Here is an 18,036-nt window from a genome sequence, read left to right on the forward strand (position 1 = left end):
GAGCCCGAAAAAACCCGCACCGGACCTTCCTGCGAAATCGTTCAGCAGGGGGAAAAGGGGAATGCCGTTCTCTTTCAACCTGTCCACCAGCCGTGACAGGGTCAGATGATTGATCGCGGTTGCCGCCACAGCCTGACTTTTGCTGGCCGCGTCCGTGATCGCCTTGGCGAAATCATCAGGTGCCTGTGACGGTGAAAAACTCAGATGCGGAGTGATCTGCGCCTCGGTCCTTTCGGCACAGGCCCGCGTGATCTCGTGGGCAAAACGCTGGTAGAAGGATTGCGACGGCTTGTGCAGCACAAACCCCAAATCGAACTTTGGTTTTGCATTTGGGGCGTTGATAGGTGCAGAGGCGGGCAGGGGGTAGCCGATCCGTTTCGCCGCCTCGGCAATTGCGGCGATGCTGCGCGCCGACACATTGCCACGCCCGTTCAAGGCCCGGTCCACAGTCGCGGTCCCGACACCTGCCGCGCGGGCAAGGTCTTGAAGGGTCGGTCTTCGGGCCATCACTCACCAGAACTGATGCGATTTGATCATTTCCGATCTGTTAGCTGATGTAAACTGATGTGATATTTCCGGCAATCTCTTTGTCCGGGAAACGGCATCCGGTAGCCTGCCTGTGAACGGATGTTCTGAGAGGCTCAGGATCATGGCAAAACGCGATTATTCCCTGCTGGGGCCGAATGCCCGTCAGGCTGTCGAGACCGGGCTTGCCGCGGCGGAGTGGTATCACACCGACATCCCGCGCAAGCAGATGAAAGAGCTGATGCAGCGGTCGGATCAGCCGGCGATCCGCGACACGGTCATGCTGTTCGCCTGCATGATCGTCTTCGCCGCCATCGGCATCGCGCTCTGGCCCTCGTGGTGGAGCGCGCCGTTCTGGCTGGCTTACGGCGTGCTCTACGGGTCAGCCATGGATTCCCGCTGGCACGAATGTTCCCACGGCACGGCGTTCAAGACGCGCCGCTACAACGACTGGCTTTACCAGATCGCCAGCTTCTGCATGGTGCGCAACCCGGTCTCTTGGCGCTGGAGCCATGCGCGCCACCACACCGACACGATCATCGTCGGGCGGGATCCCGAAATCGTCGCCATGCGCCCACCTGCACTCTTCCGGATCGCGTTGAATTTCCTTGGGATTCTCGACGCGTATGACGGCTGGACACGGATGCTCTTCAACGCTTCGGGCCGCATTCACCCGGAAGAGGCCAGCTATATCCCCGAACAGGAACAGCCCAAGGTGATCCGCATCGCCCGCATCTGGGTGGCGATCTATGCCGCGACCATCGCTTTGGCCTTTGCAATGGGGTCGATCCTGCCGCTGATGGTGATCGGTCTGCCACGGCTTTACGGCGCATGGCATCATGTGCTGACAGGTGTGATGCAGCACGCGGGTCTGGCCGACAATGTCACCGACCACCGGCTGAATTCCCGCACGGTCTATATCAACCCGGTGTCGCGCTTCATCTACTGGAACATGAACTACCACGTCGAACACCACATGTTCCCGATGGTGCCCTATCACCGGCTGCCCGACCTGCACGACGCAATCAAACACGACCTGCCAGCCGCCAACACCTCGATGTGGCAGGCCTATAGGGAAATCCTGCCCGTGCTGCGCCGCCAACTCGCCTATGAGGACGTGTTCCTCAAACGCGATCTGCCGCCCACCGCGAAACCTTATCGCGAGGATTTCCACGCAGCCGCCCTTGGCGCTGCCGCCGAATGATCTGAAAAACAAGCAAGGACAAGATATGCCCTGGATCGACGCCTGTGCGACCAATGACATCGACGAAGAAGACCTGATCCGCTTCGATTACGAAGACCGCACCTTTGCCATCTACCACAGCCCCGACGGCGCGTATTTCTGCACCGACGGCCTCTGCACCCATGAACATGTGCACCTAGAAGACGGGCTGGTGATGGAGTACGAAATCGAGTGCCCCAAGCACAACGCCACCTTCGATTACCGCACCGGAGAGGCCAAACGCGCCCCTGCCTGCGTGAACCTCAACACCTACAGAACCAAGGTCGAAGGCGGCCGTGTCTTGATCGAGGTGTGATCGTCCGTCGTCCTTTGCGCCCATGGCGGGCCTAAGAGGTAACCGCATCTCGCTGTAAGAAGCAGTGGGTTTCAGAGCGACCGATCTCGATGAAACCATGTCGGCGATAGAGCGCGCCGACCGGGTTCCAGTGCAAATACTCCAATCTAACGGGTAACTTCAGGCTATCAGCCAATAAGAGACAATGCGCAAGGATTGCAGAGCCGGTTCCTTGGCCCTGATGCTCCGGGAACAGATAGAATTCTCCGAACCTCACATGGTCCGATTTCCTTTGAAACGAAAGCGTTCCCAGTTTCTGCTCAGATCGTCTTATCTCGAAGAACGGCTTCAAGGTGTAATGCCGCTCATGCACGCCCCTTTGGACGGCTTCATCCCAAGCCCAACGTTTCATGATATGCGGTCCCATGGCCGCTCGTTTGGCTTCGAAAGAAAATGCAACGTCGCTGGGATCGCTGCTCAGACGCACGAATTTCAGATCTGGAGGTAGGTCGGGCAGTTCCATGTCTTAAAGCATTTCAGAACATGGATGTGCAGGCAATGTGTCGCGAAGCGGAAAAACCAGCCGATGCTGCAAGCCGCCTGCGTGAACCTCAACACCTACAGAATCAAGGTCGAAGGCGGCCGCGAGTGGATCGAGCTCTGAGCCTTAGTCGTCCCGTCCGGGATCGTTCGGATTGCTTGAAAACAGAGCGATCTTGTTGCCCTGCGGGTCGCGCAGATAGCCCACGTAAAAGCGTGGACCGTAAGAGGCGCGAAACCCCGGTTGCCCTTCATCCGACCCGCCCGCAGCTAGTGCGGCGGCGTGCAGGTGTCGGACCTGCGCCTGATCGGCGGCCTCGAACGCCACCATCGTCCCGTTCCCGGCCGAGGCGGGCTGTCCATTGAACGTGGGTTTGACGTAGAAATCCGGGTGAACGGGCGCTTCACCCGGCGGCACCGGTAGAGCAAAGCTCAGCCCCTCGGAGCCTTGGGTCATGCTATAGCCAAGGGCAGGCAGGAGCGCCGAATAGAACCGCTTGGCGGCTTCGATGTCATCTGCGCCAACGGTGACATAGGCGATCATGGGAGTTGGTCCTTTGGTGGGTCGAGTGCTGCCAACATGACAGTTTTTCGAAAGGATTGAAGGGAGTGTTCTGTAAAGCCAGTGCCCAATGCCTGTGCCAAGCACAGGCAGCGCCCGAACCGCCCCCACGGGGCGGGCGCTTCTCGCCCACCCCTCGGTTCGGGCGCGACGCTGGTTCGAAGCTGAATGGGAAAAAGGCCGGAGGATCAGCGCAATCCCCGGATCACCTCACGCGCTTTCTCTGTTAACGGTTCCTCTACCGCCGACAAAATTGCGATCCGATCAAACACATCTGGCCGCGCCGCCAAATTCGCTCGCAGTGCCCCGCCGAAGGTCATCCGCAACTCCGTCCCGATGTTGAACTTGCAGATCGCACTGGTCCGGGCGAGGTCTTGGCGGAGGTCATGCGGCAAGCCGGACCCCCCGTGGATCACCAACGGCACGTCCGCCCCAGCTTCGATCCGGGCCAGCCTGTCGCGGTCGATCTGCGCCACCTGATCCGTTTGAAGATGCACATTTCCGATAGACACCGCGATCGCATCGACGCCAGTCTCGTCGGCAAAACGAGCTGCCTCGTCCGGGTCGGTTCCGTGCGACTCCGCACCGTCCGCGTAGCCCACAAACCCGATCTCGCCTTCGCATGACACACCGGCCTGATGTGCCATCTCCACAATGGCCTTCGTCTGCGCGATGTTTTCCTCCAAGGGCAGGCGCGAGCCGTCGAACATCACCGATGTGAACCCCAACGCGATCGCCTCTGCGCATTCGGCGACGCGGGTCCCGTGGTCCAGATGGGACACCACCGGTACCGAAGCGCCATCCGCCAAGGCGTGAAACATCGAAGCCCAGACGGGCAGGGGCATATGCGCCCGCGCGCCCGGTCCGGCCTGAAGGATCACCGGCGCGCCCTCGGCTTCGGCGGCAGCGACATAGGCGCGGGCGTCCTCCCAGCCAAGGCAGACCAGCCCCGCCACCGCGTATCCATCCCGAAGCGCGGGCTGCAACACCTCGGCCAGCGTCGCACGGGTCATTTGAACTTGGCCACCATGTCCATGATGCCGGGGATCGTGTGTAACTGCTCGGCGTGGGTCGGTTGGAAATACTGCTTGAGCGACCGCTGCGACAGCCCGCCAAGGATGGTGAAGTAATACATTTCGTATCCCGGCAGCGCGCAGCAGGGGTGATAGCCCTTGTCGATCAGGACCGTTGATCCGTTCATGATGTGATACGCATCCCCCGGTTCATTATCGACCCGCTGAAGCATCTGCAGGCCAGAACCGTAATCCGGCTTGAACCGGAAATTGTAGGTCTCGTCGTGCCGTGTCTCGTCCGGCAGGCGGTCGGTGTCATGCTTGTGCGATGGGAAGCCCGACCAGCCGCCCGCGCCCACGGTGAAAAGCTCGGACACCAGCAAGCGCCCAACGCGGTCATGGTGGTTCGCGCCAAGGATGTGCTTGATCTTGCGATGGGTCTTGGTGTCGTCGCTGCCATATTGCACGAGGTCCAAGTCATCCTTGCGGATTGCAAAGGGTTGCAACGTCGTTGCAAATTTTGCACCGGCGATGAACACCTCGGTCTCTGTCCGCGCGGTGATCCGGGCACCTGATCCGGTTGGCACATAGACGCCTTCGGGGTCGCCATCCCACACGTCCTCGCTGCGATGACCGATATCGGCAAAGGTCTCACCCGCCGTTTCCACGGTCACGGTCCCGGTCGCAGGAACAATGCAGGTTTCGTACGCTTCAAGACGGTAATCGTACGTTTCGCCCGCTTTCAGCTTCACGATGTTGAAGTAGTTGAGCGGCACCAGCGGGTGATCGACATCGACGATCGGTTTGTTGCCATTGTCATGGGGCGGGATGTGCATAAAGCCTCCTCTCAGGCAGAGCGCATGATGGCACGCGCCATGAAGTCGGTGAGTTCGTCCGGGGTCGGCATGGCAGGCGCGCAGCCCACCCGTGACACCACGATGGCGGCGGCGGCGGAGCCTTGGCGCACGGCGTCCGCGACGATCCGGCCATCGGCCAGAGCGGCAAGGAACCCGGCAAGAAAACTGTCGCCCGCGCCGGTGGGTTTCAGGGCCTCGGTCTCGAAAATCTCGGTGTGCGTCTCGCCCTCGGGCGTGATGGTGATCGCGCCCAATTCGCCCATCTTGTAGACCACGATCTGCGCGCCGTCGCCGATCAAGGACCGTGCTTTCTCAAGCCCTTGGCCTTCGGTTCCGGCCATGAAGTCGAACTCCACATCATTGCCGATCACGATGTCGCAAAGTGCCGCCGCGCGGGAATAAACGTCCGATGCCTCCTGCGCCGATGTCCAAGAATAGGGCCGGTAATCCACGTCGAAGATAACCGGCACCCCGGCGGCATTGGCGCGTTCGAACGCATGGAACGTGGCGCTGCGCGACGGCTCTGCGGCGAGCACCGTACCCGTGGTGATCAAGGCCGAGAACCCGGCATAGGGCAGGGCCTCGACATCCTGCATCGTCATCGCGAAATCGGCGGCGTTGTTGCGGTAGATCACCGATTGCGTGTCCTCGATCCGTGTTTCCACCACCGCCAGCGAATTGCGCGCCTCGCCTCCGACCGACCGGACATAGCGGCGGTCGATCCCGTAATTGTCCAACTGTTTCAAACAGTAGCGCCCAATGGCGTCGTCCGACACGCAAGTGACCAGCGCCGCATCGCAGCCCAAGCGGCACAGCCCCGCTGCGATATTGGCGGATGATCCCCCCAAGGCAGCGGTGAACTGCACCGCGTCCTCCAGCCGGGTTCCGGGCGGGTCGGCATAGAAATCCATCCCCGCGCGTCCGATCACGAGGAAGCCTTTGCCGTGCAGTCGGGCCAGATCTTTCATGGTCTCAAGCAATTTGAGTTGCACCGGTTTCGCGCTGACGATACAGATTTTGCAACCGGTTGCAAGATGCAGGGAGGAAGCCATGTCCGAGATCGGAATCGGCATCATCGGAGGGGGCTACATGGGCAAGGCGCATGCCGTGGCCATGGCGTCTGTCGGTGCCGTATTCGACACGGCCTTGCGCCCCCGGCTGGAGATGGTTGCAGCCTCCAGCCTTGAAAGCGCAGAGCGGTATCGCGCCGCCTTCGGTTTCAATCGCGCGGCCCCGGATTGGCAGGCGCTGGTTGCTGATCCCAAGGTAGACGCCGTGGTAATCGCCTCCCCGCAGGACACGCACCGCGCCATCGCCGAAGCGGCTATCGCGCTGGGCAAACCGGTGCTCTGCGAAAAGCCCTTGGCCGACACGCTTGAAGACTCCCGCGCGATGGTCCGTGCGGCCGAGGCGGCTGGTGTTCCGAACATGATTGGCTTCAACTACATCCGAACCCCCGCCAGCCAGTTTGTGCGCCAGCTTCTGGCCGAAGGCACCATCGGCGATGTCACATGGTTCCGCTGCGAACATACCGAGGATTTTCTGTCTGACCCGACAACCCCGTTCAACTGGCGCTGCACGGGGCTGGCCAATGGCAATATGGGCGACCTTGCCCCACATCCGATCAACGCCGCATTGGCGCTGATGGGGCCGGTGGCCAAGGTCTGCGCCGATCTGGAAACCGTGCACAGCACCCGCCCCGGCGGCTCCGTCGACAATGACGATCACGCGCAGATCATGGTGCGGTTCGCGTCGGGTGTGATGGGTCACATCTATTCCAGCCGCATCGCGACGGGCCGGAAGATGGGCTATGCCTATGAAATCACTGGCACAAAGGGCGCGATCCGGTTCGATCAGGAAGACCAGAACGCGGTCTGGCTCTATCTGGCCGAAGGGCCGGAGGCGACGCGCGGGTTCCGCAAAATCCTGACCGGGCCTGCCCATCCCGACTATCTGCCGTTCTGCCTTGGGCCGGGGCATGGCACCGGCTATCAGGATCAGATCATCATCGAAGCCCGCGATTTCCTCGCCGCTATCCACACAGGAGAAGCCGTCTGGCCCACCTTCCGCGATGGGCTTGCGGTGGCCGAGGTGATTGAAGCCATTCACGCCTCTGCGAAGGGTGGCGGGTGGACCAACGTCAGCGATTTTCAGGAGACCCTAGAATGACCATCCGCATCGGCAATGCCCCCTGTTCCTGGGGTGTCGAATTCGCAGGCGATCCGCGCAACCCGCCCTGGCGGCAGGTTCTGAGCGACTGCGCTGAGGCGGGCTATACCGGCATCGAACTGGGGCCGGTGGGTTACATGCCTGAAGACCCGGCGGAACTGGGCGAGGCGCTGTCGGAATTCGGGATGGAGTTGATCGGCGGTGTGGTGTTCCGCCCGTTCCATGACGCGGACAAATGGGACGATGTGCTGGACGGTGTGAACCGCACGGCCAAGGCGCTTGCCGCGCATGGAGCGCAGCATTTCGTGCTGATCGACTCCATCTCGCCCCGCCGCGCGCCCACCGCAGGTCGCACCGATGAGGCCGAGCAGATGGGGGCGGACGAATGGCGCGCCTTTGTGCAGCGCATTGAAACGGCTGCCAAAATCGGGGCCGAGGAGTATGGGCTGATCCCGTCGATCCACGCCCATGCCGGGGGGTTCATCGACTTCGAACCGGAACTCGAACGGCTTTTGAACGAGGTCGATGAGAGCCTGCTCAAGATCTGTTTCGACACCGGGCATCACTCTTATGCCGGGTTCGATCCGGTGGCGTTCATGCAGCGCCATATCGGCCGGATATCCTACATGCATTTCAAGGACATAGACCCTGCGGTGAAGGCAGATGTCGTCGCCAATCGCACCGATTTCTACAAGGCGTGCGGGCAGGGTATCTTCTGCAACCTCGGGCAAGGCGATGTCGATTTTCCAGCGGTGCGGGGCGTGCTGCTGGATGCGGGTTTCGATGGCTGGTGCACGGTCGAACAGGACTGTGATCCGACGCTCGACGTGCGGCCCATCGACGATGCGCGGGCGAACCGCGAGTGCCTCACTTCTATCGGCTTCTGATCCGGGCACAGGCTCAGGGCGTTTCACGAAAGGACGAACAGAATGGCAAAGCTTCGGTGGGGCATGATCGGTGGCGGCGAAGGCAGCCAGATTGGCCCGGCGCATCGCTTGGGCGCGGGGCTTGATGGGCATTTCGAATTCATGGCGGGTGCGCTGGATCACCGGCCCGACGCCGGGCGCGACTACGGCAAGCGGCTGGGTCTGGCCGAGGACCGCGCTTATGGCGATTGGCGCGAGATGCTGGCAGGCGAAAAAGGCCGTGATGACCGCGTTGATCTGGTGACGGTCGCCACCCCCAACGCCACCCATTTCGAGATCACTAAAGCCTTTCTTGAAGCCGGGTTTCACGTGCTTTGCGAAAAGCCGATGACCATGACGGTCGAAGAAGGCGAAGAGATCGTGCGCCTGTCCAAATCCGCCGGGCGCATCTGTGCGGTGAATTACGGCTATACCGGCTACAGCCTTGTCCGCCACATGCGCGCGATGGTTGCGCGAGGGGATCTCGGGCGCATCCGGTTGGTGAAGGCCGAGTTTGCCCATGGGCATCATGCGGACGCCGCCGATGCCGACAACCCGCGTGTTCGCTGGCGCTATGATCCGGCACAGGCCGGTGTCAGCGCGCAATTTGCCGATTGCGGTATCCATGCGCTGCACATGGCGTCCTTTGTGATCGGGCAGGAGGTCGACCGGCTGAGCGCCGACACGGTAAGCTGCATTGAAAGCCGGGTGCTGGAAGATGACGCGATGCTGAACCTGCGTTTCGATGGCGGGACGGTGGGGCGGCTCTGGACCTCGTCCATCGCGCTGGGCAACCAGCATGGTCTGTCGATCCAGGTCTTCGGCGAAAAGGGTGGGCTGCGCTGGGCGCAGGAACAGCCGAACCAGCTTTACTACATGCCGCTTGGCCAGCGCTTGCAGGTGATCGAACGCGGCGAGGCGAACCTGTCGCCCGAGGCTGACCGCACCAGCCGTGTCACCATCGGTCACGCAGAAGGCATGCCGCTCGCCTTTGCCAATATCTATGCTGATTTGGCCGAAGCGATCCGGGCGGAAAAAGAGGGGCGCCCGATGGACCCGGCGGCAAACCTCTATCCGCGCGCGGAAGACGGCTTGCGGTCCATGGCGGCGGTCTTTGCGGTGGCAGACAGCGGCAAGGCACACGGGGCTTGGGTCGACGCCCGCCCACCGATGTTCCGCGGTTAGGGTTTGGCGCGAAGGGTTCTGCGCTCGACCAGCGTGCAGGGCAGCAGAACCCTCTGCGGCAAGGTCGCAGGATCCGCAATCCCCTTGCGGATCAGATCGACCGAGGCCGCCACGATCTGAGGCGCGGGCTGCCGAATGGTTGTCAGCCCGACGCGATCCCAACCTGCCATCCGCATGTCGTTGAGCCCGATCAGCCCAAGGTTATCCGGGATGCGCCGTCCCTGCGCCACTGCGGCATCCATCGCACCGATGGCGATCACGTCGTCGCCACAAAACCACGCCTCGACCTGCGGTGCCGCGTCCAGCGCTCGGGTCATGGCGACGCGTCCGGCCTCATAGGAATAAGCGGTGGCAAACTGGATTTCGGGCGAGAGGCCATGCGCCTTCAGTCCCGCGCAGAACCCGTCCAGCCGGTCGGATGTTGTCGCGGCACTTTGCGGACCGCCCAGAAAGCCCACCCTCCGGTAGCCGCGGTCGATCAGGGTGACGGCGGCCAGATGCCCGGCCTCGGTGTTGTCGATGCTCACACGCCCCGTTCCGGGCGTGTCCGACGACCAGCCAAAAGCATGGACCACTGGGATGCCCGCATCGTGAAACACCTTTGCAAAGTCGGGTGGCAGGGTGGAGGAGGCGACGATGACCCCGTCAACATTGTATTGCCGCAGCATGGACAGTGACCGGCTCGCGTCTTCTTCGGCGCTGAGATTGATGAGCAAGGGTCGCAATTCCGCTTTTTGCAGGGCGCGGGTGAACAGATCGAAGATTTCAAGGAAGTAAGGGTTGGTGAAGTTGTTGGAAATCAACCCGATCAGCGCGGTACGCCCTGTGGTCAGGCTCGAGGCCAGCACGTTGGGCATGTAGCCCAGCTCTTTGGCGGCGGCTTCGACCTTGGCGCGGGTCTTGGCGGACACCGACGCGCCGGGCGTAAAGGTGCGGGACACCGCGGATTTCGAGACACCCGCCCGAAGTGCAACATCCTGTAGAGTGATTGGCATCCGTCCGGGTTCCTTTTGCGATGCACCAGTTTGACCGGGCGTTGCAGGATTTTGCAACAGGTTGCAAAAATCCTTGTCCCAAAATGCGCTCTTGCCGAAAAGACATCATTTGTGATGGAATGATAGCTTGTGCAGGTCGGAGGCGCGTCATGGCACGCAGAGCAACCATCAAGGATGTCGCCCGTGTGTCCGGGTTGAGCACGGCAACCATCGACCGGGCGCTGAATGGCCGTGTCAAGGTGCGCGAAGAGACCTTGCGCCGGATCGCCGATGCCGCCCGAGAGGTCGGGTATCATGCGCGCGGGCTCTTGGATCACCGGCTGAATGCGACGGTGCCAGAGCTGCATCTCGGCGTTGTGCTCTTGAAGGAAAAGCAGGCTTTCTATCAGGCCTTCCGGTCCGAGATCGAACGCGCCATCGCGGCGCGTACGGATATTCGGGGCAGGGTTTCCATCCGGTTCTCGAATTCGCAATCCCCGGACGAATTTGCCGATCTGTTGAAGAAGCTTGGCAGCGATTGCGATGCCGTGGGAGCGGTTGCGGTGAACCATCAGAGCCTCGACAAGGTGGTGTCTGATCTCAAGGCCAAAGATGTGCCGGCGTTTTCGCTTCTCAATGACTTTGCGCAAGGAATTCGCCGCAGTTACATAGGGTTGAACAACATGAAGGTGGGCCGACAAGCGGCCTGGATGCTGACCCAGACGGCAACTCCGGGGCGTGTGGCGATCTTTGTCGGTGGCAATAGATGGCATGGCCACGATCTGCGCGAAGTGGGGTTCCGCGCTTTTATGCGAGAGAATGCTCCGAGCTTTGAGACGCTCGAAACGCTGGTCAATCTTGAGACCCGGCAGGTGACCTACGAGGCAACCCTGAACTTGTTGGAGCGTTATCCGGACCTGCGTGGCATCTACGTGGCAGGGGGCGGAATGGAAGGCGCAATTGCGGCCCTGCGCGAGGCGCGTCCGCCGGGCAAGGTGCGCCTTGTGGTGAACGAAGTGACCCCCGAAAGCCGCGCGGGTTTGCTGGACGGATATGTTCAGATGGCGATCACGACGCCCCTCGCTGAGGTCTGCCAAAGCATGATCGACTTGGCCATCAAGGCCTGTTCGGACCCGGACTCGAGTTCTGTCGAACAGCATTTTCTTGACCCGAGGATCATCCTGCCGGAAATCCTGTGATGATGCAAAAACATCATTTTGCATGCGCAGAAAACTATCATGATTGATGTAAAGCAACCGCCGCGCCGTTGACGGAATCGGTTCGTCGCCGCACTGCTTCCCCTGCGTTAGTCAGGCCGTAGCATTTGGGAGGATGTGATCGTCATGAAGCGTGCGCTCAATCACATGACCGTTCCAAATCTCGGCTACGAGTCGTTCCTTGACCTTGCGGCTTCGCTCGAGTGCGTCGGGGTGGAAGTCCGGAACGATCTGGGCCGCCCGCTTTTTGATGGAATGGATCCCGTCGCGGCGGGCCGGATGGCGCAAGACAAGGGCCTGCGGCTTGTTGGGCTAAGCCAGGTTTACCCATTCAACAGCTGGTCGAATGCCATCGCCACGGAAGTGCGCGACCTGATCGCGATTGCCAAAGCCTGCGGCGCAGAGACCATCAGCCTGATCCCGCGCAACGATGGCACGGAAACCGGCAATGGCGAACGCCATGCCAATCTCCGCATCGCGCTGAAAAACATCAAATTCATGGTCGAGGATGCAGGGCTAATTGCCTTGATCGAACCTCTTGGGTTCCCACGCTCTTCGCTGAGATCGAAACAAGATGCGGTCGAGACGATCAACGCGCTGGATGCTGCGCATGTCTTCAAGATCGTGCACGACACGTTTCACCATACCTTGGCTGAAGGCGGCCCGATCTTTGTCGGTCAGACAGGGATCGTCCACATTTCGGGTGTTGTCGATCCGGCGCTGGGTATTGATCAGATGGAAGACGAACACCGGGTTCTGGTCGATGCGCAAGACCGCCTGGGCAATGTCGCACAAATCCGTGCCCTGCTGAGCGCAGGCTATGACGGCCCGATTTCCTACGAGTGTTTTTCGCCCCAGACGCATGCGTTGGCCGATCCGGCAAGCGCCCTTCGTCAATCGTTCGAGTTCATTTCTTCGCAGCTGGCAGCAGAGGCCGCCTGAGTGAAGGGAAACCGCCCCAGAAGGGGCTCCGGTGTGTAAATCGGTGTGCCGGCACCAAATTGGGAGGACTAAACTGATGAAGAAAACCCTTATCGCCGCAGGCCTTGCTGCCCTGATGTCGACCACCGCGATGGCCGAAACCATCGGCGCGTCGATTGCACGGTTCGATGACAACTTCCTGACCGTGATGCGCAATGGCATGGTGGACTATGCGGCTGGCATCGACGGTGTCGAATTGCAGGTCGAGGACGCACAGGACGATGTGGCGCGCCAGCTTGACCAGATCAACAACTTCATCGCCGCCGGAGTCGACGCCATCATCGTGAATGCGGTGGATACCTCGGCAACCGAAGCCATGTCGCAGGCTGCCGCGAATGCCGGCATCCCGCTGGTTTACGTCAACCGCCAGCCGATCAACGTGGACAGCCTGCCCGACAATCAGGCCTTTGTGGCCTCGAACGAGATCGAATCCGGCACGCTGGCCGCGTTCGAGGCCTGCAAACTGCTGCGCGGCATGGGCTATGCGGGCGGTGCCAAGGGCTATCTGATGATGGGCCAGCTTTCGAACCAGGCCGCCGTGCAGCGGACCAAGGACGTGGACGATATCATCGGGATCGACATGTGCAACTTCATTTCGATCATCGACCGTCAGACCGCCAACTGGTCGCGCGACGAAGCGCAGGATCTCATGACCAACTGGCTGTCCTCGGGTGAGGAATTCCAGGTCGTCTTCGCCAACAACGACGAAATGGCCATCGGTGCGATCCAGGCGATGAAAGCGTCGGGCATTTCGATGGAAGATGTGGTTGTGGTCGGTGTCGACGCAACACAGGACGCGCTTGTTGCGATGCAGGCGGGCGATCTCGATGCCACCGTGTTCCAGGACGCGTTTGGTCAGGGTGAAGGATCGGTTGATGCAGCACTCGCGCTGGCCCGCGGTGAGGCCGTGGACCAGAAGGTCTACATCCCGTTCAAGCTGGTCACACCGGCGAATGTCGAAGAGTTCCTCAGTAAGAACTGATGGGCTGACTTGACGATACGACAGGGCGCATCCGGCGCCCTGTCCACCTAACTCGAAAAGCCCGTTTTGGGCGCAGAGCAAATCCATCAGGAGTGCCATCCATGGCGGAGACCACGCAAGGGACAGGCGGGCTGAAATACGACAGTTCCAAGCGCAGCTGGCCCAACGAATTCAACATTTTCATCGCGCTTGTGATCATTGTCGCGATCTTCGAACTGCTGGGGCAGGTGCTGCCCTACATGAACGGCCAGAGTTTCCTGTTCGACACGAACGACCGGTTCGACTCCATCTTCAACGAAGCGCGTCTGCAGATCATTATCCTGCAGGTTGCCATCATCGGGATCATCTCGCTGGGTGTGACGCAGGTCATCATCTCGGGCGGGATCGACCTGTCCTCTGGGCCATTGGTGGCCGCAACCGCGATGATCGTGATGTCCTTTGCTCAGACCGAACTGGTGAACGGCAATCCCAACCCCAAGGCGGTGTTCGGCCCGTGGGCGTTCGATCTTCCGGTTCTCGTTCCGATCATCGTCGGCCTTGCCTTCGGTGCTTTCATCGGAGCGATCAACGGCAGTCTGATTGCCTTCACCCGCATCCCACCCTTTATCGCGACGCTTGGCATGTTCCTGATCTGCCGCGGCATCGCGCAGTGGTGGACACGGGGCCAGCCGGTCTCCTTCCCGACCGAAAGCTATGCAGCTTTGGGCGCGGGCATGATGCCGGTGGTCTGGTTCGTTCTGCTGGCAATCCTGTGCCACGTGCTGCTGCGTTACACGGTCTACGGCAAGCACACCTATGCCATCGGCTCCAACGAAGACGCGGCGCGCATGTCTGGGATCAACGTCAAGCGGCACAAGGTCATGGTCTACATGATCGCGTCGATGCTGGCGGCCTTTGCGGCCATCGTTCTCAGCTCCAAGAACCTGACGGCGCAATCCGGCATGGGTCTGTTCTACGAACTCTACGCCATCGCCATGGCGGTCATCGGCGGGGTAAGCCTGACCGGCGGACGCGGGTCCATCATCGGGACGGTTCTGGGCGCGATGGTGTTCGGCGTGATCCAGTCCGGGTTCACCTATGTGAAGCTTGACGCGTATTTTCAGATCATGGCCATGGGCGCGATCATCATCGGCGCTGTGGTGCTCGACAAGTGGCGGCAGCAACGCTCCAGCATGCGGATTTAGGGAGAAGACCCATGTCAGACATCATCCTTGAGACCCGCAACCTGACCAAGCATTACGGTGGTGTGCATGCCCTGCAGGACGCGAATTTCACCCTGCGCAAGGGTGAACACGTGGCCATCATGGGCGACAACGGGGCGGGTAAATCGACCTTCGTGCGCCAGATCACCGGGGTCGAACAGCCCACGCGCGGCGAGATCCATTTCGATGGCAAACCGGTGCAATTCGCTGGACCGCTGGATGCCCGCGAGGCCGGGATCGAAGCGGTGTTTCAGAACCTGGCTCTGGCCGATGATCTGGACGTGTCGGACAACCTGTTTCTGGGGCGCGAAAAGACCAAGTTCGATTGGCTGGGTCCGTTTCGGTTTCTTGACTACAAGGCGATGCGCAATGACACGATCGCGGCGCTGGAGAAGACGGCGGTAAAAATTCCCAACATCCGCAACACGATCCAGAACATGTCGGGCGGTCAGCGTCAGTGCGTGGCCATTGCGCGAACGGCGACCTTCCATTCCAAGCTGACCATCATGGACGAGCCGACGGCGGCCTTGGGGGTGCAGGAAACCGCGCAGGTGGAAAACATCATCCGCACCCTGAAAGAGCAGGGTGAACCCCTGATCCTCATCAGTCACAATATGCGGCAGGTGATGGACCTTGTGGACCGCATCGTCGTGTTCCGCAGGGGCCGGATATGCGCGAACCTCCGCAAGGAAGAGACCGACGGGCAGGATGTTGTGGCCTATATCACCGGCGCCAAGACGCAGCCGGAATATGAGGTGGCCGAAGCGCTTTGACCGCGCGGCCACACCGAAGGGGCTTTGATCTGCAGGCGTGCCGCGCGTAAGTCTGGCACGCTCGAGACTCGCCGGATGCTGCTGTCAGGTATGTGGCTGCAGTGCTGGTGCAATGAGAACAAGAACGTCCCAAGCGAAAGGCTTTGGGAGGATAAAGGAAGACCCATGACTGTCAGATTTGCGATCCTTGGTGCAGGCCGTATCGGCCAGGTCCATGCCAAGGCGGTCACCGCCACCCCCGGTGCCACACTGGTTGCCATTGCCGATCCCATGGCCGCGGCGGCCACTTCGGTGGCCGACCGCTACGGTTGCGACATTCGCACCATCGACGAGATCGCGGCGTCCGATGACGTGGACGCGGTCTTGATCTGCACCCCGACCAACACCCATGCGGACCTGATCGAGCAGTTCGCCAAGGTGGGCAAGGCGATGTTCTGCGAAAAACCCGTCGATCTGAGTTTGAAGCGGGTGCAGGACTGCCTTGCCACCGTCACGGCGGAAGGCGCTACGCTGATGGTCGGTTTCAATCGCCGGTTCGATCCCGACTTCATGGCGGTCAAGGCGGCCATCGACGCACGCCACGTCGGCGATGTCGAGATGGTCACCATCACCTCGCGCGATCCCGGCGCACCTCCGGTCGAGTATATCAAGGTCTCGGGTGGTATCTTCCGCGACATGACCATCCACGACTTCGACATGGCCCGCTGGCTCTTGGGGGAAGAGGTCGAAACCGTGATGGCACAGGCGTCGGTCCTGACCGATCCCAAGATCGGCGAGGCGGGCGATTTTGACAGCGTCAACGTGATGCTGCGCACCGCATCCGGCAAACAGGCCATCATCACCAATTCCCGCCGAGCCACCTATGGCTATGACCAGCGGATCGAGGTGCTGGGTTCCGAAGGTATGGTCAGCGCAAAGAATATGGCCGAGGCGAATATCGAACTGGCCAACGGCACTGGCTTCGGCACGCCGCCGCTGCTCAATTTCTTCATGACGCGCTACGTGGCGGCCTATGAAAACGAGATCGCGGCCTTTGTCGCCTCGGTCGCCGATGGCGCTCCGACGCCCACCACCGGGCAGGACGGGCTGATGGCGCTGGCGCTGGCCGATGCAGCGGTGCTTTCGGTCAAAGAAGGCCGCGCGGTCAAACTTTCCGAGATCACAGGCTGAGCCATGACCAAGACACTGGACCTCATCACCATTGGCCGGTCATCGGTGGACCTTTACGGGGCACAGGTGGGCGGCCGGCTCGAGGATATGGGGTCATTCGACAAGTATATCGGTGGCTCTCCGACCAACATCGCCTGCGGAACGGCGCGGCTTGGGCTGCGCTCTGCGGTGATCACGGGGGTGGGCGATGAGCATATGGGCCGGTTCATCCGCGAGCAGTTGCAGAAAGAGGGCGTGGACACGACCGGGGTCAAAACCGACCCCGACCGCCTGACCGCGCTGGTGTTACTCGGCATCCGCGATCAGGAACAGTTTCCGCTGATCTTCTACCGCGAGAATTGCGCCGATATGGGGCTCACGGTTGATGACATCGACCCTGACTTCATCCGCCGGGCGCGGGCCGTGGTCGCCACCGGCACCCATCTCAGCCATCCCCGGGTGGAGGCCGCCACGCTCAAGGCGCTCCAGATCGCGCGGGATGCGGGCATGACGACCGCGCTCGACATCGACTACCGCCCGAACCTCTGGGGCGTGGCGGGCCATGGCGATGGCGAAAGCCGCTTTGTCGAAAGCGCTGCTGTGACGGCCAAGCTGCAATCGACGCTGCATTTCTTCGATCTGATCGTCGGAACGGAGGAAGAGTTCCACATCGCGGGTGGCAGCACGGATACGATTGCCGCCCTGCGTGCGGTGCGAGCGGTCTCCGGCGCGACGCTGGTCTGCAAACGCGGGGCCGCAGGTGCGGTGGCGTTTGAGGGCGACATTCCCGATAACTTGGACGACGGCCAGACTGGGCCGGGGTTTCCCATAGAGGTGTTCAACGTGCTGGGTGCAGGTGACGGGTTCATGTCCGGCCTGCTGAAAGGCTGGCTGGACGGCGAAGATTGGCCCACCGCTCTTAAATACGCCAATGCCTGCGGTGCCTTTGCCGTCAGCCGCCATGGCTGCACCCCGGCTTACCCAAGCTGGGAAGAGCTGCAAATCTTCTTCAAGCGAGGCATCAAACGGCCTGACCTGCGAAACGATGCGGAGCTTGAACAGGTCCATTGGGCCACGAACCGCAAAGGCGATTGGTCCACCCTGCGCACCTTCGCCTTCGACCACCGCTCGCAACTGGAAGAGATGTCGGGCTACACACCCGAGAAGGGCGCGGCGTTCAAGGAACTTTGCCTCGACGCGGCGCTCAAGGTGGCTAACGGGCAGGGCGGCTATGGCATCCTTTGCGACAACCGGATCGGGCGCAGCGCGCTGCACCGGGCCAGCGGCACGGGCCTCTGGATCGGGCGGCCCACCGAACTGCCCGGATCGCGGCCCATCGAGTTGGAGCCGGACCTGGGCGAGGACCTCGGCGGTTTGCGCGAATGGGCGCGCGAGAACGTGGTCAAACTTCTGGTGTTCTGCCACCCGGATGATGACGACAAGACCGCCAAGATGCAGGTCGCGCGTGTCAAACGCCTGTTCACC

At 61.3% G+C, this 18,036-nt stretch carries 19 protein-coding genes; 12 read left to right on the plus strand and 7 right to left on the minus strand.

Going from position 1 to position 18,036, the window contains the following annotated elements; all coding sequences use genetic code 11:
- A partial coding sequence (locus JJ869_RS15415; RefSeq protein WP_292268422.1) for a LacI family DNA-binding transcriptional regulator occupies positions 1-507 on the minus strand: 507 nt, incomplete at its 3' end.
- 142 nt (positions 508-649) lie between these two features.
- Here JJ869_RS15415 and JJ869_RS15420 point away from each other — a divergent pair.
- Both JJ869_RS15420 and JJ869_RS15425 read left to right on the plus strand, forming a co-directional pair.
- Complete coding sequence (locus JJ869_RS15420) at positions 650-1,729, plus strand: fatty acid desaturase family protein (protein WP_292268423.1); 1,080 nt, start codon at positions 650-652, stop codon at positions 1,727-1,729.
- Between the two features lie 25 nt (positions 1,730-1,754).
- Complete coding sequence (locus JJ869_RS15425) at positions 1,755-2,063, plus strand: MocE family 2Fe-2S type ferredoxin (protein WP_292268425.1); 309 nt, start codon at positions 1,755-1,757, stop codon at positions 2,061-2,063.
- 31 nt (positions 2,064-2,094) lie between these two features.
- On the opposite strand, the gene JJ869_RS15430 is transcribed toward JJ869_RS15425, so the two are convergent.
- From JJ869_RS15430 to iolC (JJ869_RS15450), 5 genes are all read right to left on the minus strand, one after another.
- On the minus strand, positions 2,095-2,565 hold the full coding sequence (locus tag JJ869_RS15430) for a GNAT family N-acetyltransferase (protein ID WP_292268427.1): 471 nt from the start codon (positions 2,563-2,565) through the stop codon (positions 2,095-2,097).
- Positions 2,566-2,709: 144 nt separating this feature from the next.
- Positions 2,710-3,126, minus strand: a complete 417-nt coding sequence (locus tag JJ869_RS15435; protein ID WP_292268429.1) for a VOC family protein — start codon at positions 3,124-3,126, stop codon at positions 2,710-2,712.
- Positions 3,127-3,332: 206 nt separating this feature from the next.
- Positions 3,333-4,157, minus strand: coding sequence for a class II fructose-bisphosphate aldolase (locus JJ869_RS15440; protein WP_292268431.1), 825 nt, complete (start codon positions 4,155-4,157; stop codon positions 3,333-3,335).
- Entirely contained in the window at positions 4,154-4,993 is an 840-nt protein-coding gene (locus tag JJ869_RS15445; RefSeq protein ID WP_292268433.1) for a 5-deoxy-glucuronate isomerase, read from the minus strand. The genes JJ869_RS15440 and JJ869_RS15445 overlap by 4 nt, the downstream gene beginning before the upstream one ends.
- Before the next feature lie 11 nt (positions 4,994-5,004).
- A complete protein-coding gene (gene iolC / locus JJ869_RS15450) occupies positions 5,005-5,982 on the minus strand; it encodes a 5-dehydro-2-deoxygluconokinase (protein WP_292268435.1) in 978 nt (325 codons plus the stop codon).
- Between the two features lie 82 nt (positions 5,983-6,064).
- On the opposite strand from iolC (JJ869_RS15450), the gene JJ869_RS15455 reads away from it, so the two are divergent.
- Genes JJ869_RS15455 through JJ869_RS15465 form a run of 3 tightly spaced genes read left to right on the plus strand, consistent with a single transcriptional unit; the run spans position 6,065 to position 9,273 of the window.
- Positions 6,065-7,183, plus strand: coding sequence for a Gfo/Idh/MocA family oxidoreductase (locus JJ869_RS15455; protein ID WP_292268437.1), 1,119 nt, complete (start codon positions 6,065-6,067; stop codon positions 7,181-7,183).
- Positions 7,180-8,070 (plus strand): TIM barrel protein, encoded by an 891-nt coding sequence (locus JJ869_RS15460; RefSeq protein WP_292268439.1) that lies wholly within the window; start codon positions 7,180-7,182, stop codon positions 8,068-8,070. The genes JJ869_RS15455 and JJ869_RS15460 overlap by 4 nt, the downstream gene beginning before the upstream one ends.
- 42 nt (positions 8,071-8,112) lie before the next feature.
- Entirely contained in the window at positions 8,113-9,273 is a 1,161-nt protein-coding gene (locus tag JJ869_RS15465) for a Gfo/Idh/MocA family oxidoreductase (RefSeq protein WP_292268441.1), read from the plus strand.
- Here JJ869_RS15465 and JJ869_RS15470 read toward each other — a convergent pair.
- Entirely contained in the window at positions 9,270-10,268 is a 999-nt protein-coding gene (locus JJ869_RS15470; protein WP_292268443.1) for a LacI family DNA-binding transcriptional regulator, read from the minus strand. The two genes, JJ869_RS15465 and JJ869_RS15470, sit on opposite strands and share 4 nt — an antisense overlap.
- 149 nt (positions 10,269-10,417) lie before the next feature.
- On the opposite strand from JJ869_RS15470, the gene JJ869_RS15475 reads away from it, so the two are divergent.
- The 7 genes from JJ869_RS15475 to iolC (JJ869_RS15505) form a co-directional block, all read left to right on the plus strand.
- Positions 10,418-11,446 (plus strand): LacI family DNA-binding transcriptional regulator, encoded by a 1,029-nt coding sequence (locus tag JJ869_RS15475; protein ID WP_292268445.1) that lies wholly within the window; start codon positions 10,418-10,420, stop codon positions 11,444-11,446.
- Positions 11,447-11,590: 144 nt separating this feature from the next.
- The gene (locus JJ869_RS15480; RefSeq protein ID WP_292268446.1) at positions 11,591-12,406 is read left to right on the plus strand and encodes a TIM barrel protein; all 816 of its coding nucleotides are present in this window, start codon (positions 11,591-11,593) and stop codon (positions 12,404-12,406) included.
- A gap of 76 nt (positions 12,407-12,482) precedes the next feature.
- A complete protein-coding gene (locus JJ869_RS15485; protein ID WP_292268447.1) occupies positions 12,483-13,427 on the plus strand; it encodes a sugar ABC transporter substrate-binding protein in 945 nt (314 codons plus the stop codon).
- Between the two features lie 101 nt (positions 13,428-13,528).
- A complete protein-coding gene (locus JJ869_RS15490) occupies positions 13,529-14,611 on the plus strand; it encodes an ABC transporter permease (RefSeq protein ID WP_292268449.1) in 1,083 nt (360 codons plus the stop codon).
- 11 nt (positions 14,612-14,622) lie between these two features.
- Positions 14,623-15,402 carry an ATP-binding cassette domain-containing protein gene (locus JJ869_RS15495; protein ID WP_292268450.1) on the plus strand — a complete coding sequence of 260 codons (780 nt, stop codon included), beginning with the start codon at positions 14,623-14,625 and terminating at the stop codon, positions 15,400-15,402.
- Between the two features lie 165 nt (positions 15,403-15,567).
- Positions 15,568-16,572: an inositol 2-dehydrogenase gene (gene iolG / locus JJ869_RS15500; RefSeq protein WP_292268452.1), complete on the plus strand. Its 1,005-nt coding sequence runs from the start codon at positions 15,568-15,570 to the stop codon at positions 16,570-16,572.
- Positions 16,573-16,575: 3 nt separating this feature from the next.
- Positions 16,576-18,036, plus strand: a 1,461-nt coding sequence (gene iolC / locus JJ869_RS15505; protein ID WP_292268454.1) for a 5-dehydro-2-deoxygluconokinase, incomplete at its 3' end; no start/stop codon positions are given.

It is taken from the genome of Marivita sp. (assembly GCF_017643905.1).
Lineage (GTDB): Bacteria > Pseudomonadota > Alphaproteobacteria > Rhodobacterales > Rhodobacteraceae > Marivita.

Excerpts from the sequence above, each read along its gene's own strand:
- JJ869_RS15420 (WP_292268423.1), top strand. The coding sequence starts at position 650 with ATGGCAAAACGCGATTATTCCCTGCTGGGGCCGAATGCCCGTCAGGCT.
- JJ869_RS15425 (WP_292268425.1), top strand. The coding sequence starts at position 1,755 with ATGCCCTGGATCGACGCCTGTGCGACCAATGACATCGACGAAGAAGAC.
- JJ869_RS15430 (WP_292268427.1), bottom strand. The coding sequence starts at position 2,565 with ATGGAACTGCCCGACCTACCTCCAGATCTGAAATTCGTGCGTCTGAGC.
- JJ869_RS15435 (WP_292268429.1), bottom strand. The coding sequence starts at position 3,126 with ATGATCGCCTATGTCACCGTTGGCGCAGATGACATCGAAGCCGCCAAG.
- JJ869_RS15440 (WP_292268431.1), bottom strand. The coding sequence starts at position 4,157 with ATGACCCGTGCGACGCTGGCCGAGGTGTTGCAGCCCGCGCTTCGGGAT.
- JJ869_RS15445 (WP_292268433.1), bottom strand. The coding sequence starts at position 4,993 with ATGCACATCCCGCCCCATGACAATGGCAACAAACCGATCGTCGATGTC.
- iolC (WP_292268435.1), bottom strand. The coding sequence starts at position 5,982 with ATGAAAGATCTGGCCCGACTGCACGGCAAAGGCTTCCTCGTGATCGGA.
- JJ869_RS15455 (WP_292268437.1), top strand. The coding sequence starts at position 6,065 with ATGTCCGAGATCGGAATCGGCATCATCGGAGGGGGCTACATGGGCAAG.
- JJ869_RS15460 (WP_292268439.1), top strand. The coding sequence starts at position 7,180 with ATGACCATCCGCATCGGCAATGCCCCCTGTTCCTGGGGTGTCGAATTC.
- JJ869_RS15465 (WP_292268441.1), top strand. The coding sequence starts at position 8,113 with ATGGCAAAGCTTCGGTGGGGCATGATCGGTGGCGGCGAAGGCAGCCAG.
- JJ869_RS15470 (WP_292268443.1), bottom strand. The coding sequence starts at position 10,268 with ATGCCAATCACTCTACAGGATGTTGCACTTCGGGCGGGTGTCTCGAAA.
- JJ869_RS15475 (WP_292268445.1), top strand. The coding sequence starts at position 10,418 with ATGGCACGCAGAGCAACCATCAAGGATGTCGCCCGTGTGTCCGGGTTG.
- JJ869_RS15480 (WP_292268446.1), top strand. The coding sequence starts at position 11,591 with ATGAAGCGTGCGCTCAATCACATGACCGTTCCAAATCTCGGCTACGAG.
- JJ869_RS15485 (WP_292268447.1), top strand. The coding sequence starts at position 12,483 with ATGAAGAAAACCCTTATCGCCGCAGGCCTTGCTGCCCTGATGTCGACC.
- JJ869_RS15490 (WP_292268449.1), top strand. The coding sequence starts at position 13,529 with ATGGCGGAGACCACGCAAGGGACAGGCGGGCTGAAATACGACAGTTCC.
- JJ869_RS15495 (WP_292268450.1), top strand. The coding sequence starts at position 14,623 with ATGTCAGACATCATCCTTGAGACCCGCAACCTGACCAAGCATTACGGT.
- iolG (WP_292268452.1), top strand. The coding sequence starts at position 15,568 with ATGACTGTCAGATTTGCGATCCTTGGTGCAGGCCGTATCGGCCAGGTC.